11 protein-coding genes are annotated in these 16928 nt (G+C 53.8%); 6 read left to right on the forward strand and 5 right to left on the reverse strand.

What is annotated here, in order from left to right:
• Nucleotides 1-3: 3 nt before the first annotated feature.
• The gene (locus tag AB1598_13765; GenBank protein ID MEW6146073.1) at nt 4-1653 is read right to left on the reverse strand and encodes a GMC family oxidoreductase; all 1650 of its coding nucleotides are present in this window, start codon (nt 1651-1653) and stop codon (nt 4-6) included.
• A 97-nt stretch (nt 1654-1750) separates the two neighbouring features.
• Between AB1598_13765 and AB1598_13770 the strand changes: the two genes are divergently transcribed.
• Nucleotides 1751-2587, forward strand: a complete 837-nt coding sequence (locus AB1598_13770; protein ID MEW6146074.1) for a hypothetical protein — start codon at nt 1751-1753, stop codon at nt 2585-2587.
• Between the two features lie 7 nt (nt 2588-2594).
• Complete coding sequence (locus AB1598_13775; GenBank protein MEW6146075.1) at nt 2595-3134, forward strand: hypothetical protein; 540 nt, start codon at nt 2595-2597, stop codon at nt 3132-3134.
• Nucleotides 3135-3161: 27 nt separating this feature from the next.
• On the opposite strand, the gene thiI is transcribed toward AB1598_13775, so the two are convergent.
• From thiI to AB1598_13790, 3 genes are all read right to left on the reverse strand, one after another.
• On the reverse strand, nt 3162-4295 hold the full coding sequence (gene thiI, locus AB1598_13780) for a tRNA uracil 4-sulfurtransferase ThiI (protein MEW6146076.1): 1134 nt from the start codon (nt 4293-4295) through the stop codon (nt 3162-3164).
• 865 nt (nt 4296-5160) lie between these two features.
• Entirely contained in the window at nt 5161-7188 is a 2028-nt protein-coding gene (locus tag AB1598_13785; protein MEW6146077.1) for a hypothetical protein, read from the reverse strand.
• A gap of 67 nt (nt 7189-7255) precedes the next feature.
• Nucleotides 7256-8167, reverse strand: coding sequence for a hypothetical protein (locus AB1598_13790; GenBank protein ID MEW6146078.1), 912 nt, complete (start codon nt 8165-8167; stop codon nt 7256-7258).
• Between the two features lie 1162 nt (nt 8168-9329).
• Here AB1598_13790 and AB1598_13795 point away from each other — a divergent pair.
• Genes AB1598_13795 through AB1598_13810 form a run of 4 tightly spaced genes read left to right on the forward strand, consistent with a single transcriptional unit; the run spans nt 9330 to nt 14801 of the window.
• On the forward strand, nt 9330-12308 hold the full coding sequence (locus tag AB1598_13795) for an MXAN_5808 family serine peptidase (GenBank protein ID MEW6146079.1): 2979 nt from the start codon (nt 9330-9332) through the stop codon (nt 12306-12308).
• Between the two features lie 8 nt (nt 12309-12316).
• Nucleotides 12317-13246 (forward strand): ABC transporter permease, encoded by a 930-nt coding sequence (locus AB1598_13800; protein MEW6146080.1) that lies wholly within the window; start codon nt 12317-12319, stop codon nt 13244-13246.
• Nucleotides 13247-13248: 2 nt separating this feature from the next.
• Nucleotides 13249-13983: a tRNA pseudouridine(38-40) synthase TruA gene (gene truA, locus AB1598_13805; protein MEW6146081.1), complete on the forward strand. Its 735-nt coding sequence runs from the start codon at nt 13249-13251 to the stop codon at nt 13981-13983.
• 59 nt (nt 13984-14042) lie between these two features.
• A complete protein-coding gene (locus AB1598_13810; GenBank protein ID MEW6146082.1) occupies nt 14043-14801 on the forward strand; it encodes a fumarylacetoacetate hydrolase family protein in 759 nt (252 codons plus the stop codon).
• Between the two features lie 29 nt (nt 14802-14830).
• On the opposite strand, the gene AB1598_13815 is transcribed toward AB1598_13810, so the two are convergent.
• Nucleotides 14831-16789, reverse strand: a complete 1959-nt coding sequence (locus tag AB1598_13815; protein MEW6146083.1) for a tetratricopeptide repeat protein — start codon at nt 16787-16789, stop codon at nt 14831-14833.
• Nucleotides 16790-16928 lie beyond the last annotated feature (139 nt).

The raw sequence follows: 16928 nt of genomic DNA on the forward strand, positions 1-16928 counted from the left end.
TGTTCAACCTTTCTTGATATCTCTCAACAGAAGGTCGGCTGCCCTCAAACTCAGGGCTTCTATCGTGAGAGAGGGTGCTTCTCCTCCTCCTGACGTGGGGAAGACGCTGGCATCGGTAACTAATAAATTGGGAATGCTATGGACTCTCAGGGAAGGATTTACGACAGAGGTCTCTCTATCTTCACCCATGCGGCACGTTCCGAAGACGTGGGTGGCCGAAAAGAAGTCATAGGAGGAGACCTCCTCGACTACGTCTCCGGCCCCGCTCGCTTTTAAAATCTCTTTCGACTTTTTTGAAATAAACTCCAGCGACTTTAATTCCGGCTCTCCCAGAAACGATTGAATCTGGGCGACCGGGGACCCGAACTGATCTTTTATCTTGGGGTCGAGCGTGACGAAGGTGTCGTTATTGGGGAAGAATTCGGCGATCCCGCCCACGCTGATTGCGTGTCCGAACCACTTCTCTATCTCCTTGACGTAATTTTCTCCCCAGCCTTCGAAATAACGGAGGGAATAGTTAACCGGCCCCAGCGCGCTGCCTGCGGTCGGGAATAACCTCAGTCCGCCGGGAAACCCCCTCTCCGGGTCGGGGTTGTTCCATTTCCAGATAATGCTGTCAATCGGTATGCCGCGATAGGAATCAAGCCTTTCGGGATGCATGGCTACGGCTTCGTAGAAAGTCGTCTCCATAAAATTCTTCCCGACAAGCCCGTTTCCTTTAATGTCGGAGTTCAAAAGGAGCCTGGGCGTCTCTACGGCTCCGCATGCGACCGCGATATAATCGCCTCCGACGAAATGCTCCTTTCCGCCCCTGTCATAGTAAACCACCCCCACGGCTCTTTTTTTACCGAGCTTGTTGTCGATTTCTATTCGGGTAACGTAGACATTATCGATTATTTCGCAGGTGCCGGTCTTCTCTGCAAGCGGGATAAACGTAACGTCGACACTGCCCTTATCCTTCCTCGGGCAGCCCCAGACGCACCCGTTACAATAATTACAAGGGGGGGCATCGCGGTAAACCCCTGATAGTATGGCGACGGAATTCGGTATAAGGTCAATGCCCTGCTTCCGGCAAGCCTTCTCCACGATCTTGCTCGCATAACTCAGCTTGTGAGGTTTCAAGGGGTACGGCTTGCTCCTGGGCCGGCCGGGTATAGTATCGGGTCCGGCAACTCCCAGAATGCCCTCGGTTTCGGCGTAGTAGGGCTCGAGGTCTTTATACTCTATGGGCCAGTCCACGGCCACCCCGTAACGGCTCTTCATCCGGAACGCGTCCTCGTTAAGCCTGTGGGCCTCCCCCTGGTAGTGGAGGGTGGTCCCGCCGATTCCGGAGATCTGATGGTACTTCAAATATCTCCTTTCCTTTGTGGGATTAAGCTTGCCTGAGGCCTTGTTCCATGACCGCAGATTCTCGTATTGCCCATCGAGGGGCTGTTTTTTGCCGAACGTGTGCCTTATGTTCCTGATCTCGGGGAAACCTTTGGATTCCCAGTTATCCTCATCGAGCGCATAGCTCTTGTAGGGGTCGTAACGCGGGCCGGCTTCGAGCAGCAGTACATTCATGCCTTTCGACGCCAGCTTCCAGGCAAACGGCGCCCCGCCGGGGCCCGATCCGACCACCAGGCAATCGTATTTTTTCTTTATCGGAGGCATCTCAGTGAGCGGTTGATAATATAATGAAACTATTGCTTTATGTCAATTTATAAGTTATACATTTTGTTTACCCGCCATTTTGAACAAGGAGCAAAGAATGAAGATTTTGATACCTATCCTGCTGACAGCATTGCTTTTATCATCGGCTTGCGGCCAATCGGGAACTGAAAAGTCGCCTGAGGGCAAGACCGGCAACGCGGGGCAGGAACAGAATGGAAGCACTGAAGCCGCAAAGGCCAAACCCGAAAGGAACTCAAAAGTGGTCGCCCGCGTAAACGGGGTCCCGATCTACGAAGACGAGCTAAACGGCAGGCCCGTGGATTCGCTCATAACGGACGAAATCCTCTACCAGAAGGGGCTGAACGAGGGACTGGACAAGAAATACGAGGACAGAATCAGGGAATACAGAATGAGCCTCGTGGTAATGGAAGTTAAGAACAAATTTACAGAGAGCCAGCCGCCGGAAGAGAAAATAACGGATGAAGACCTCCTCGAATACTACAATTCCGCAAAGGACACGGCTTACACCAGCATCCGCGCAGAGGAAATAAATTTTAAGGACGAAGGCCTGGGCGGTCAAATAATAAAAATGGCCAAGGAGGGGAAAAACCTCCAGGACATAGCGAAGGACCTGTCGGATGCGGAATCAGAGATGAAAGTTTCGGACCCGGGATACGATAAAAAGTATAACGCTTACTTCGACGTGAAAGAAGTCGGCTCCGTATCGAGCGTCATACGCAAACCGGACGGGACATACAGCGTACTCAAGATACTGGAAGTCAAAGTAATACCCTATGACAAGATCAAAAGTAAGATCGGGCACACCATAGAAGCCAGGCGGAAGGGAGCGGCTTTCAACAAATATGCCCGGGAAGTAGCGCAACAGGACGGATTCACGGTGGAAATAATAGACAGTACAAGCCATAATAACTGAAACGGATATGAAAAGCTCAAGAAGAAAATTCTTAAAGACGGTAGCCGCGGGAGTGATAGGAGGGGAGATAATATCGGGGGCCGCACCAGCAGTCTTCGCTAAAACCGAGCCGTATGCCGATGGGTTCGAAGTCCAAAAGGGCTTCAAGGTATTCAACGAAACTACGCAGAAAAATATGATGAAGCTCGCCGAGATCATCATACCGGGATGCGGAAACATCGGGATGAAAGACAAGCTTATGCGGTACCTCTACAGCAGCAAGGGCACGGCCAGTTTTTTCGATGCCGGGTTTTGGAACCTGGACGCCGTCAGCAGGAAATATCTCAAGGTCCCGTTCTACGAGCTCGAAAAGAAGAAAGATATCGACGCCATCCTCAAACGTACAAGAGCCGTCAACAGGGGGTTCTTCGACAGCTTCAGAAAGATTGTCGTTCAGTTCTACTATTCAGACCCGAGGGTATGGAAGACACTCTCATACGACGGGCCCCCGCAGCCAAGGGGTTTCATGGACTACTCGGAACCTCCCAAGCCGGCAAAAAAAGGATAGGCCTGTCATTCCGGGCGGGCCGACCGCTCAGAATTCACGGGATGAGACAAGCCCGAGCGTTTCTTCGATAACGTCCTGTATACGCATTATTTTTTCTATCTCCATGACGCGCCCTCTCCGCGCTCTTGTCTTCGGATTCGCGGAAACAATGGAGCAGCAGTCCTTATATGGCTCTATGGATAATCCATAAGTGCCTATTCTCTTGGCATAATCCACAATCTCTTGCTTATCGTATGCAATAAGCGGCTGGAAGACCGGCAGCGAAACAGCCTCCCTCACAAGAGCCATATTCTCGATAGTTTGCGACGCGACCTGGCCCAGGCTGTCTCCCGTCACAAGGGCCATACAACCGTTCTCTTGCGCTATCCTTTCGGACACCCTCACCATAAACCTTCTGAACAGAACGAGCTCATATCCAGTGACGTCGGCCGCTTTCAGGAGAGAGGATTCAAACGGGTAATAGGGCACGAGAAATACACGCGTGCCGAGCTGGAATTCGTTCAGTCGTCCGAATATTCCATTCATCTTTGTACGCTCCACATAGCCGTTATCGGCGTAGACATGGAAATGAACGAGGTCGACCCTGCACCCCCTCTTCATCATCAGATATGAGGAGACAGGCGAATCTATGCCGCCGGATATGAGAGATAGAACACGGCCGCTCACGCCCGTCGGGAACCCTCTCAGCCCTTCCTTTTTCTCAAAGAATATATATGTCTTGCCGGAGACCTCGATAAATACCTTCATTTCCGGATCTCGGAGGTTGGCTTTCAAACCATACTTTCGAGTGATCGCGTCGCCTGTGAGCCTCGCGACCTCCATCGACGTATACGGGAATTTCTTATCGGGCCTCCGCGCAAAAACACCGAAGCTTACAGGACCTCCCGCCAGCCTGCCGCCCACCTCATCCGTTACGATATCCGTGATTTCGTCGATCCGGCTATCCGCTACGAGGGCCTCGGCATACCAGGAGATACCCGGCACTTTATCGAGCAGCAGAGGATCGCCGCCCTCCATAACAAAATAGCCCCTGTGCCTGCTGATTACGCCGCCCGCTATACTTTCGATATTGTCCTTTAGCTTCAATTCGAAATCCGCCCTGTTCCTGCCCTTAAGGGACAATTCGCCGTAATGTATCAAGACGCATTTATTCTTCTTCATCGGCATACATGATACATGAGGAAGGATGCGGGATACAGTGTGCGGGATTGAGGATTTAAAGAAATGGATTCCCGATAAAGACACCAAGGAATGACGATTTAAAAGACGAGATTGCCGCGGTCGCAGTATTCATCAGGTATCGAGCATAGATAACTTGCTTCATTGCAATCAACCAGGGGCAACCGGTTCTTACGCACGCTCAGAACCGTTCCTCGCAAAGACAGACAACTACAAATCCTCCCTAACCCTCCTTTGCCAAAGGAGGGAATTAACTGCAAAGGATGAGACTGCCGCGGCTCCTGCACATGAGGTATCTGCTAGGGAAGACCCGTTCATGCTTCGACCCTTCGACTTTGCTCAGGACAGGCGTGCAGATTAGCATTATCCTGTCTTCAGTGTTTGGCGAAATGTAAGAAGTGACAGAAGAATCGGATATAAGCGCAGATTCTGCGCCTCAGCACGAACGGGTTTGTTGGTTGCAGTATTAAGCAGAGGATACGCGGAGGGATCGTATATGAGCGCAGGTTCCGCGCCTCAGTGCGAACGGGTATGGTTGAATTAGTGAATGAAAAGTAACACCCCCCACCCTTAACCCTCCCCCCTTAAGGGGGAGGGAAGTGAAAAGAAAGGCAAGATTGCCGCGGTCGCCTTGCTCCCTCGCAAAGACAGATCAGATGACAGAAATGATAAAGAAAAATCCCCCTAAATCCCCCTTTAGAAAGGGGGAAAAGGTAAAACGACAGGCTGTAAGAGATAGTAAAAAAAAAGCCGGGAGAATCAGTTTCCTGACTCTCCCGGCGTTAAGCTGTTTCAGAATTAAAGCAGGGGGGCGGACGTAAAGCCCGCCTCCCCGCAGTTTGAATCCTTATTTCTTTCTTCTTCTTACTGCCCTTACACCGAAGGCGAAGGCCACCGGTACAAGCGGAATCAGCACGTTGGCAAACGCTGTTCCGAGCTGAACCGGGCTGGCCGCGATCGCGCAGCTTCCACCACCACCGCCATCAGACGGCGGAACAGACGTCGGCGGAGGAGGCGTAATCGTCGTCGGCGGGGTGCTCGTCGGCGGAGTCGTTACAGGCGAAGGCGAGAACTCGTCGCTTATCGGCACATCGGCGTCTATACCGAGCCTGATGAAGCAGACCAGAACGTCGCCGCAGCTCTGGAAGTCTTCGAAGTCATCGAAGATTCCGATCTCAGCCGTTACCAACGCACCGAGCGTCCTGTAATTCGGGAGATACTCGTCGGCGAAGTTAATCATTATCGCATCGCCGCCCACACCGTCGTCACCAACCGTGTTAAACTGGCCGGCAAACTGGGTCGGGAGGAAATCGGTAAGGAACGCATTGAAATCGCCAGTGAGCGTCCCGTCGCAGAATATCGCGTCGATTATCGTCTCGACGTTCCTGAAGTTATCAACCAGGGCGCCAGTCGTCGCGCGTGTTACATTGCTCGGATTCGTCTCACAAAGCCCGTCCTTTTGCGCGGTTATGTACTGAACCACATAGCGGTCTCCATTCGCAGGCGAGTTAAGGGTATCCGAAACGAAAGGCCCTGTACCGCCCTGGAACTCGAACGCTCCGATCGCATAGGTGAGGTTATCGTTCCCCAATATCTGACAAGAGCCGAACCCGAGAATGTTACCAACGTTGGCCGTTGTATTCTGCTGATAGCAGTTACAGTCCACAGCAACCGGAGGACCAGGAATCGTAGCGAATGTCGGCTCTACGTCGAGAACACAGACCGCAGCGTAGTTTTCACAAGTGGAGAAAAGAATGTCTTCAGGAGCGAGGAACGTGAGGTCATACTGAACAATACCCGTGTTCGTCGGTCCAGGCGGAAGGCTCGGAGTGCTTAACGGATCGAAGATGTTGCTTTCGACGATCGTGACGTTGGTGTCAACCGGCCCGACACCGATCAGGTTCTGGGCAGAGGCACCGAGAGAAGCAGATAACTGACTCGCAAACGATCCGATAGGAGAGTTCAGGCCATAGTATCCCGTGGGAACCGTGGCGTCCGAAAGGATGAACGACATAAAGGTATCGGCGTCCGGATCGTCACAGTCAGGTCCCTGACAAGCAGGAGGATTGATATTCGGCTGAATCCCCTGAGCTGTTATCACGCCAGAGGCTCCACCCTGCTGCTGTTCCCAGGGCGGGAGTGATCCGTCCTGGAAGCTGCCGTTGAGAATGAGGTTGAGGTCCACAGGGAACTCTTCGTCGAAACATACGGCCCACCTGTGATTGGCGTTAAAGCCGTAGGAATAATCTATATCATCGATCACCTGTATCGTCGCCGCAAGGCCGTTGTGCTCTATAGCAACGTCAGGCGAAGGACACTCGTCGACCGCAGTAATGGTCAGGAAACCTTCATGACCCTGCAGAACGTTGTCGTCGGGCGTATCGCCGATGTTCGTAATCAGGTCGCCGAAATCATACACATGGGTATCTGCCGGGGTGTAAAAATCGCAGAAGTTCCTGATCTCGACGCAGTTCTCGTCCAGTATGCGCACATGCACCCACGTCGGGAAATCCGCGTTCGTCAGCTGAACGAACGTGTTCCTTCCGCCCTTCTGGGTCCACCAGGTTACGGCCTGCGAACCCGTTTCATTTGTGGGCGTCGGCTGATCAAAGTTCGTGAAATCCACATGCTGCCAATCCATACCGCCCACCGCAGCACCGCCTATGCCCTCAACGGTACCTATCAGGGCACCAGAAAAATTGATGGGCGTAACAGGCGTAATATCCTCAGTCTTGAGCCATCCGGTAGGTACTTCAACGAATGGACAGAACTGAGCGTTCTCTCCAGCCTGCCCCTTAGCCTGGTTCTGGAAACTGAACCCCAAGAGGACAAGCAATACTACAGCGATCAGTGAAAACCTTAACTTGCTTATCATTTATTTATCCTCCTTTTTTAAATTTGTTATGCATCCGATGTTCATCGTTATTCACCTTGCTCCGGTATTACTCTTCGACAGCAACAGCTTCCGTAAACACGCTGAACGACATCCAGGAATCCATCGAGCCGGTGCCGTTTCCGTTGTTAATACCGAGGAAGCCGACAAAGAACGGCTCAGATGGGCACTCGGTAGGATCGAGATCCGCTTCGAAACATACGAAATTTATGAACGGAAGGAAGAGCCATCCGGAGTCCACGGCGCCGATAACCGGGCCGTCGAGCTTATTGGTGTTGCATATTCTATCAAAACCCTGAGAGTTCGGAATAGAGTTGTCAATACCGTAGTTGATGGTCGTGTCGTCACAGGTGAATACAACCGGGCTGCATGACGTGGGGATCTCGTTATCGTCCAATATAAAGTTCTGAGGATCGAAAGGATCTCCGAACAATGTACCGATCAGCGGCGAAGCGAAAACCTGATCGAAACCGAGATCGACATAGGTGATACCTACAACGTCGGAGAATTCGTTCCCGTTCACATCGTTGAAGTTGAGAATCTTGAACCCTTCGAAGAAGGCCAGCGGATCCTCGCTCCAGGCAGCGTTCGTCCTGTACTCGTAATCGCCGTCGTTGTCGAGTATCCTGAACATCCCTATCAGAGAAAACTCGGGACCGGACGTCAGGGATATGGCCACGAAGCCGTGGGTATCTACCAGGTTGCTGGCAATACCGGCCGGGAGATCCGACATGTCGTAGACGTCTGTATCGCCCGGGGTCAGGCAATCAAAGAAGTCCAACTCTTCGCATGCGAGGGTGGCATTGAATATCTGGACATGCACACAAACCTCTTCGTCAGAAGTGTTGGTGAGCTGTATGAAAGTGTCCCTACCGACCTCGTCATAATAATAGATGAGCCTGTTGGCGCCCGTGTCGGTCTGGTCTATGGGCTCAATATCGAACCCAGCTTTTGCCTGCATCGGTATTACTAAAAGAAAAGCAAGCACTAATAAGTACTTAATTTTGGATATACTATCCTGTAGCATTGAACCTTTCCTCCTTGTTTTGGTATTGTTAATCGAATTTCCAGTCATAAACATCCTCCTTCTTAATTTTCAAAATGGCAAAAAATGTACGGGAATTGGTTTATTCAGGCAACCTCCATCTCCTTACTACAAACAAATACCCGAGAAAACTCACAACTGCTCAGAATTACAACATAGAATGAAGTCGTTGTCAAGTCTTTTTCTCCAGCACAAATATGAACATCCCGGAGACATGACACCATACTCCTTCCTCCTTTAAAATTAAAGCAATTACATCACAAATTATACCCCTTGTCAAGATATTTCGGTCAGACAATTATTCGGGGACCCGGGCACAAACCCCGGGTACCGGGAGAGCCCCGGCCTCGTACCGGCCCGACCGCCTCGCCGTCAGAGACCAAAGCCCCCGGATAGGGTGGCGCGATCGAGCTAATATGCCTGTAATTAACACTTTTCAGGATAAAAACTGCCTGCATAACCGGGGATACAGGGAGAGCCAGGGGATGAGGCAGGTAACGTTTGAGAAAATATAGGGACAAAAGAAAAGCTAAATCCCCCTAAATCCCCCTTTTTCTAAGGGGGAAAAGAATTTAAGAATAACACCTTTTCCGGCTTCGCGTTCCTACGCCGTGACGAGCATACGACTTTGCCCTTCGGGCTTCGACGGACAGGGGGGCGTACGGGTTAAAAAAAGGGGTGTTTTGAGCCCGCTCCGGCGGCAGCCCTGTCCCGGCGCCCCGGAGCGGGCAGCCCGCCCACAATCCCCCGCACAGACCGCCTCAGGGATATGGCGGCCGGAGCCGGGCGGCCGCCGGGATAGCCGATATTATATATGGATTATATATATTACATATTCCAACAGGAGAGGTCCGGGCGCGGCACGGGCATACAGGCATATAAATCAACATCTCGCCGAAAATCTGTTAAAATTATTTATCTTCGCACGTACACCGCAGACCGGTCATTTCGAATGCCTCAGGGACGCCGGCGGCCGGCTCAAACCGGCTCTACTCCGGCCCTGTATATTTGATTGCCGCTCCGCATGATGTGATAATATCAAATAAGCAGCCAAGACAAGAATTGAGGAGAAAGAGTTTTGAATAAATTTCCGGATAGAGTCAAGAAACTATTCGTATTAACGGCCGTTATCGCGTCCCTCGCATACGTCCTGTTCTTCCCTCCGGGCGTGATTATCCCCGGAGAGAGGGCGGAGGCGGACAACCTCGGAATAACGGACGCAGTCATGCAGTACGTAAACCGCTATTATGTAGATAAATCCGTCATAGATCCGAAAAACATGCTGATCCTGGGGCTCGGGAGAATGGAGCAGATGGTGGACAAGGTGCTCGTCGATTTCCCCCAGGGGGAGAACAGCCCGAGCTTCGAGGTGCAGGCCGGTGGGGAAAAAGCCGTGTTCGACATGAGCGGAGTCGCGGGACTCAACGACGTCACCGACAGGCTCGAAGAGGTATTCCGGTTCGTCTCGCCGCATCTCACTCCGAACGACCCCAAGCTGAACGACATAGAGTACGCCGTGCTCGACCAGATGCTCAACTCGCTCGACCCGCACTCCGGAATAATAACCCCGCAGGTTTATAAGGAGTTCATGATAGAAACCGAAGGCAGCTTCGGGGGCCTCGGAATAGTGATCGGGGTAAGGGACGGCGACCTCACCGTCATTTCCCCCATCGAAGGCACACCCGCCTACAGGGCCGGAATAAAGCCCAACGACAAGATCGTGCAGATAGCGAACGAATCGACCGTTAACATGTCTCTCATCGAGGCCGTCAGCAAGCTTAGAGGGCCGAAGGATACCGAGGTCTCGATTCACGTCATGAGGGAAGGGTTCCCGTCGCCCAAGGAATTCAAAATGATGCGGGACACGATAGTGATAGAGAGCGTCGAGGCTTTCGAGCTCGAAGACGGTATCGAGTACGTGAGGATCAGGGACTTCCAGAAAAACACGCTCGACAGCATCGTCCACAACCTCGAACGGAACGGCGCAGGAAGCCCGAGGGGCATAATACTCGACCTGAGGGGCAACCCCGGCGGGCTTCTCGACCAGGCCGAGAGAATCTCGGACCTCTTTTTGACACAGGGCGTGATAGTCACCACAAAAATAGGGAATTCCTCCAAGCGCTATCACGCGAACGACAAGGACCAGCAATACAACGGCAACATAGTCGTGCTCGTGGATGCGGGGAGCGCGAGCGCTTCGGAGATCGTGGCGGGCGCGCTCAAGAACAACGAAAGGGCGATCATCATAGGGGAGAGGACCTTCGGGAAGGGCTCGGTCCAGCAGATATTCGATCTGAACGACGGCTCGGCGCTCAAGCTGACGATAGCGCAGTACCTGACCCCGGGGGACATATCCATACAGGACGTAGGAGTCACGCCCGACATAATACTCCACCCGACCGTTATCACGGACGACGCCATAGTATTCCACCCGAACTCGGACAACAGGATCCCCGAGAAACCCGGCCTGAAAAAGAAGACGGTGGACCGGGTCCTCGAAAAGCCCGTCTACTCGATCACGTACCTCGACAATAAAATGGCCGTCAAACCCGGCGGGGAGGAAGAGCCCACGCCGGAAGAGGCGCTCACACGCGAAGAAAAGAGGAAGAAGCTCGAGGAGGACTTCTACGTATCGCTCGCCAGGGAGATAATCAATTCCTCGTCGGTCCCGTCCAGGAAAGAATCGCTCGGAGAGATACAGGGGGGGATCACCAAGATCTCGAAAAGCGAAGAAGGGAAGATCGTCGGGAAATGGAAGCTCATGGGGATCGACTGGTCGACCCAGAAGACGAAGGGCCTGAAACCCTCCCTCGCGGTCACTATAACCCCCGAAATCCCGACGGGGGACGCAGGCGGCAAGCTCGAAATGAATGTGGAAGTGCAGAACACCGGCAGGGAGCCCCTCTACAGGCTAATGGCCACGACAAAATCGGAAAACCCCGTCTTCGAGGGGAAAGAGCTTATTTTCGGAAAAGTGAACCCCGGCGAGAAGAGGTCGTGGAAAACGTCGTTCGAGGTCCCGAAATGGACGCTTACCAGGGAGGACACGGTCACACTGGAATTCGAAGACGGAAACGACTCGCGGATACCCGGTTACGGATTTACCGCCAAGACGTACGGTCTCGAGAGACCGCTGTACGCGTTTAACTTCGAGATCGTCGACGACGGCAGGTACGGGTCGAGCGGCAACGGGAACGGGATACCAGAGCCGGGAGAAATCATAGCGTTCCTCGCGAAGGTGAAGAACATGGGCCGGGGAGAGTCGGAAAAAACAGTTCTTACGCTCAAAAACAACTCGGGAGACAAAATCTTCCTCGAAAAGGGCAGGGCCGAGTTCGAGAACCTCGCGCCGGGGGAGTCTAGGGAAGCGGCCTTTACATTCGACGTGAAGAATACGGACTCCCCGCTCGATCTCGAGATACAGATAGTGGACGACGTCTTCAAGGAAGGGCTCATAGGAAAGGCCGTAATCCCCGGCAATACCGAGGGCGCCGTCTTTGAAAAAGCGGATTCGACCGTGACAGTTGCCGAAGCCGATACGCCCGTTAGGGGCGGGAGCTATAACGAAGCCCCCATAATAGCTTTAGCGGGACAGGGGACGACTTTCAGCGGTCTCGGACAAAGCGACGGCTGGGTAAAGATAAAAATAAACGAAAATTCGGCGGGCTGGATCAATAAGGAGAAGGTGGTTATTTCCGAGACGTCCGGGCCCAGGCAGCCCGCGGGAAGCACGAGGCTTCAGGAAATTTTCGAAGCACCCCCTGTCATAAGCGTGACCGGCGTGCCGGTATCAACCGATTCACAGACGATAACGCTCAACGGGGACGTTAACGACGGGGACGGCATAGAGCTGGTATCCGTGTTCATGGGCGAAGACAAGGTCGCGCTACTGCCCTCGACAAAGACGGAAGTGCCGGTGTCGGTAGAGCTGAAGCTCGAAAACGAAGTGAACCTCATTACGATAATCGCCAAGGATTCCAAAGGGCTCCTCTCGAGACAGTCGTTCGTCGTGAGGAAAGAGGACAGCGTGGTGAGAAAAGCGGACAAGCAAGGGTAGCTGGCTTGATCGGGAAATTCGTCCTCAGCCGGGCACTGACGGGAATCTTCGTAATATTCGCAGTCGTGACGATAACCTTTTTTCTTCTGAGGACTCTACCCGGGGGGCCGTTCGACGCCGAAAAAAAGCTCCCTCCCCAGATCAAAAAAAACATAGAGGCAAAATACCACCTCGACGAGCCTGTCTGGAAACAGTACTTCTCATATTTGAGCGGCCTCGCACGGGGCGATTTCGGTCCGTCCTATAAATATATCGACAGGTCAGTAAACGAGATAATAGGCGAAACGCTTCCGGTTTCGGTCGAGCTCGGGCTCATAAGCCTCGTTATAGCGGTCTTGCTCGGCTGCGCAATCGGCATCGCTTCGGCGACGAAAGCCGGGGGGGCGGTCGATTTCGCTTCCGTATCGATCGCGACGGCGCTCGTGTCCGTACCGACCTTCGTAACCGGGGCCTTGCTTATCTACGTATTCTCCGTGAAGCTGAGGTGGCTGCCGGCGGCGCTCTGGGGAAGCCCCGCCCACGTAGTGCTTCCGGCTCTGACGCTTGCGGCCGGGCCCGCGGCATACATAGCACGCCTCATACGCGCGAGCATGCTCGATACGTCGAAAGCACTTTTTATAAGGACGGCCAGGGCCAAGGGGCTCGGCGATTTCAGCGTGGTCACGAAACACATACTGAGAAACGCACTCATACCCGTAGTCACCGTGCTCGGCCCGATCACCGCTTTTCTCGTCACGGGGTCCTTCGTCGTCGAGCACATATTCGCGATACCGGGGACGGGAAGGTTCTTCGTAATGGCGGTCTCGAACAGGGACTACCCGCTCGTCATGGGGATAACGATCGTGTATACGATAATACTCGTCCTCGCGAACCTGATCGTGGACATACTCTACGTCGTCCTCGACCCGCGGATAAAATTCGATAAGGGCGGCGTCTAGACGTGAGGAACATCAAGCTTACGATCGAATACGACGGGTCCGACTACGCGGGCTGGCAGCGTCAGCCCTCGGGGCCGACGATACAGGAGACGATAGAGACGTCCCTCAGGACGATAACGGGGGAGAACATAAAGCTCCTGGGCTCGGGCAGAACGGATTCGGGGGTGCACGCGCTCGGGCAGGTGGCGAGCTTCAGGACAGAGACAGCGCTCAGCCCCTCCGAGCTTCAGAAGGGGCTCAATTCGCTCCTCCCGAAGGATATAGTGATAACGGACGCGGAAGAAGCGGAGCCGGGGTTTCACGCCCAGCTCTCCGCTAAGAGTAAAACTTACACATATAAAATATTGAACCGCCCTTTCCCGTCCGCGATACTGAGGGACAGGGCATGGTTCATACCATATCCCCTGAAGGCGCGTTTAATGAGCGAGGCTGCGGGCGCGCTCATCGGGGAGCACGACTTCAGGGCATTCGCGCAGTCCGAGGCCACTGTGAAATCCACCGTAAGGACGGTGCTCGGCGCCGGAATTACAAAACGGAAAGACATGCTGGAGTTCAGCATCGAAGCCGACGGATTCATGAAGAGGATGGTCAGGCTGATTGTCGGCACGCTCGTTCAGGTGGGCAAGGAAAAAATCACCCCCGCGCAGTTCCGCGAAATCCTGGAATCGGGGGAGAAAACGAAGTTCGTGCATGCAGCCCCCGCCCGGGGGCTGTATTTAAAGGAAGTCAAGTATTGATTCGTGTATAATCCCGTGCGCTGACGAAAGCCAAACTACAACTTTGGAGAGATGAGCATATGAAGATCCTCAGATTCGAGACACAGGACAGGAAGACGAGATACGGGACCCCGGACTCGGGCAAGATTCAAGAGCTGGAAGGGGACATATTCGGGAAATTCGAGGCGACGGGGCATACGTTCGACCAGGGGGAAGTAAAGGTTCTCCCGCCTGCAGCGCCGACCAAGATAGTCGCAGTCGGGCTCAACTACAAGGACCACGCGATCGAAATGGGGAGGGATTTGCCGGAAGAGCCCAGGCTCTTCATCAAGCCGAGCACTTCGCTGATCGGACACGGGGACAAGATAATCTACCCCGCGCATATGTCCTCGCACGTCGACTACGAAGGGGAGCTCGCACTCGTGATCAGAAAACAGGCGAGGCACGTTGAAGAAGGGGAAGCGCTCGATTACGTGCTCGGCTATACGTGCCTGAACGACGTCACCGCGCGCGATCTCCAGGCGCGGGACATCCAGTTCACTAGGGCAAAGGGTTTCGATACGTTCGCCCCCGCGGGGCCTGTGATAGAAACCGATATAGACCCGGGCGGCCTCGAGATATCGACCTATCTCAACGGCGAGAGGAAGCAGCACTCAAACACGAAGAACCTGATTTTCAGCGTGCCCCGGCTCGTGAGCTTCATATCGAAGGTCATGACGCTCCTTCCGGGGGACATCATATCGACCGGCACTCCCGCAGGCGTGGGGCCTATGAAGCGGGGCGATACCGTGGAAGTGGAGATCGAGGGAATAGGTAAGCTCACCAATTACGTTGAATAACCTCGGAAGCGAAAAACCCCATACACGCGTCAGCGGTCGGAATTGACCGTCCTGAGAATCGATTGCGCCTCTTCGTGGACCCGGGGATCGGACGCGATCCTGAGAAGGACCTCGGCCTGCTCCCCCGCCTTCTCCCTCTCCCCGAGAGCCAGGTAGACCCGGGCGAGGAGGACCCTCGCTTCTATGAACCCCGCTTCGTATGCGACCGCGTCCTCGAGCGAGCGCGTCGACAGCATTAACAAGTCGTAAGACCTTTGCTGCCGAGCCTGGATGGAATACACAAGGCCCAACATGTATAGCGCCTTAGGGTTCCTATGCTTGACCTCGACCGCTCTCTCTAGATAGCCGCGGGCTGCCGAGATATTATTTTGCTTCAGAGACATATAGCCCATGTAAAAATTGTATTCTCCTTCCTGCCCGGTGTCATATTCGCGGGCCGCATTCAGATACTTTTCGGCGCTCCCGTAATCGCCCTTTTCAATATAGTCAAGCGCGAGGGCGCCCGCGGCTATGCCCCTCCCGCGGTTCGTAGCTTTGATTTCGGGACCGAGCGCGGCCGTATGCTGCTGTATAGCCTCGTCGACCCTGCCCGCCTTCCTGAGCGCTTCTCCGTAGTTGACTCTCGGTGTAATCCGGTCGGGTGTCTTACTGACCGCGGCCTCCCAGAGCGTAATCTCGTCCCTCCAGACCTCCTGCCCCTTCACGGTAACGATCAGAAAAGAAACGCATAACAATCCGCCCGCGGCCAGGCCGGCCCATTCTCTCCCGATGAGACTCCCGCCCCTCACTATCCAATACCCCAGGAGCAGGCAGTACCCCGCAGAAGGGACGTACAGGAACCTCTCCGCGAACTTGGTCAACGCCAGCGGGTATATCGCTATCAATACCGCCGGGCCCAGGGTCGTGAAAATCCAGAGCAGCGAGAAGGCGGTGACTTTCTCCTTCTTCCTGATCGAAACTATGAATCCCGCGGTAACCGCGGCTATGAGCAGGAGCGAAATAATAATTTGCGGTGCGCCCCCGATCGGGATCGATGCGATGAAGTGGTTGAGATCGTACGGAAACAGGAGCTTCTGCGCATAGAAAAGATACGCGCCTAGAAACGTGGTGATGACTTTCCAGGCGCCCGGGGAGCCGTCTGTTTCATCGAATTCTCCAGCGTCGAGAATAGTGAGAGTATTCTCTAGAGAACCCCACCTGAAATAAGCATAAAACAATACAAGAGAGCCGATGACCGCGTACTTAACGATATTGGCGCGGTTAAAGAGCCTCCCGCTTATGAGATCGAGGCCGAGTATGATCAAGGGGAACGAAAACGCCACCTCTTTCGAGAGAAAGGAAAGATAGAAAAAGAACCCGGCAAATACGATGAAGAAGATCCGACTGTTGGAGAGTATGTAGAAAATGAGACTCAGGAGCAAGAACATCCCGGCGTGCAGGTCCCCCCTCGCGGAGATAAACGAGACCGATTCGACGTGGAGGGGATATAGAGCGAACAGCATTCCCGAGAGAAAAGCCACGCTCTCTCCCGGCCCCCTTTTAAACTCTTTAAATAACAGGAGGATCAGGAAGTAAAGGAGCACCGTAGAGACCGAATGCATGACTACGTTCGTCAGGTGGTATCCGAAAGGCGAGCTCCCCCACATCCTGCTGTCCAGGACGAGCGAGGTGAAAAACATCGGCCTGAAATATTTTGCAGTCCTGACCTCCTCGGGCCTCGAGTGGAACAGTGTCTCGAAACCCAGCTCCGCGTACCTGAGTTTGGGCCCCCAGCTCTGGACAAACCTTAAATCGTCCCACACGAGCCCGTTATCGAGCGACGGTACGAACACGGAGAACGAGACCAGGAACAGGAGCACCGCCACGAACGCCCTGTGCTTGATTATCCTCAGAATCCTTCTGTCAGAGGGACGCGGGGCTTCGGGCGTCCCTGCGGGCGGAGTCTCTGTCATCTTCTCTCCCGGCTTTTTCATTTTTTCGGTCCACATATTACGATCCGGAGAGGATTTCCAGTGACGGGGCTTCCGATCCCGTCATTGCAGAGCAGTCGCTCAGGAGCGTCTATTATACTACGGGCTTCGACCTCTTGCGAATCCGCCTGACCGCTTTCCGGGACAGGGCGGATGC

The organism is Thermodesulfobacteriota bacterium, assembly GCA_040754335.1.
In the GTDB taxonomy this organism is placed as follows: domain Bacteria; phylum Desulfobacterota_D; class UBA1144; order Nemesobacterales; family UBA2774; genus 2-12-FULL-53-21.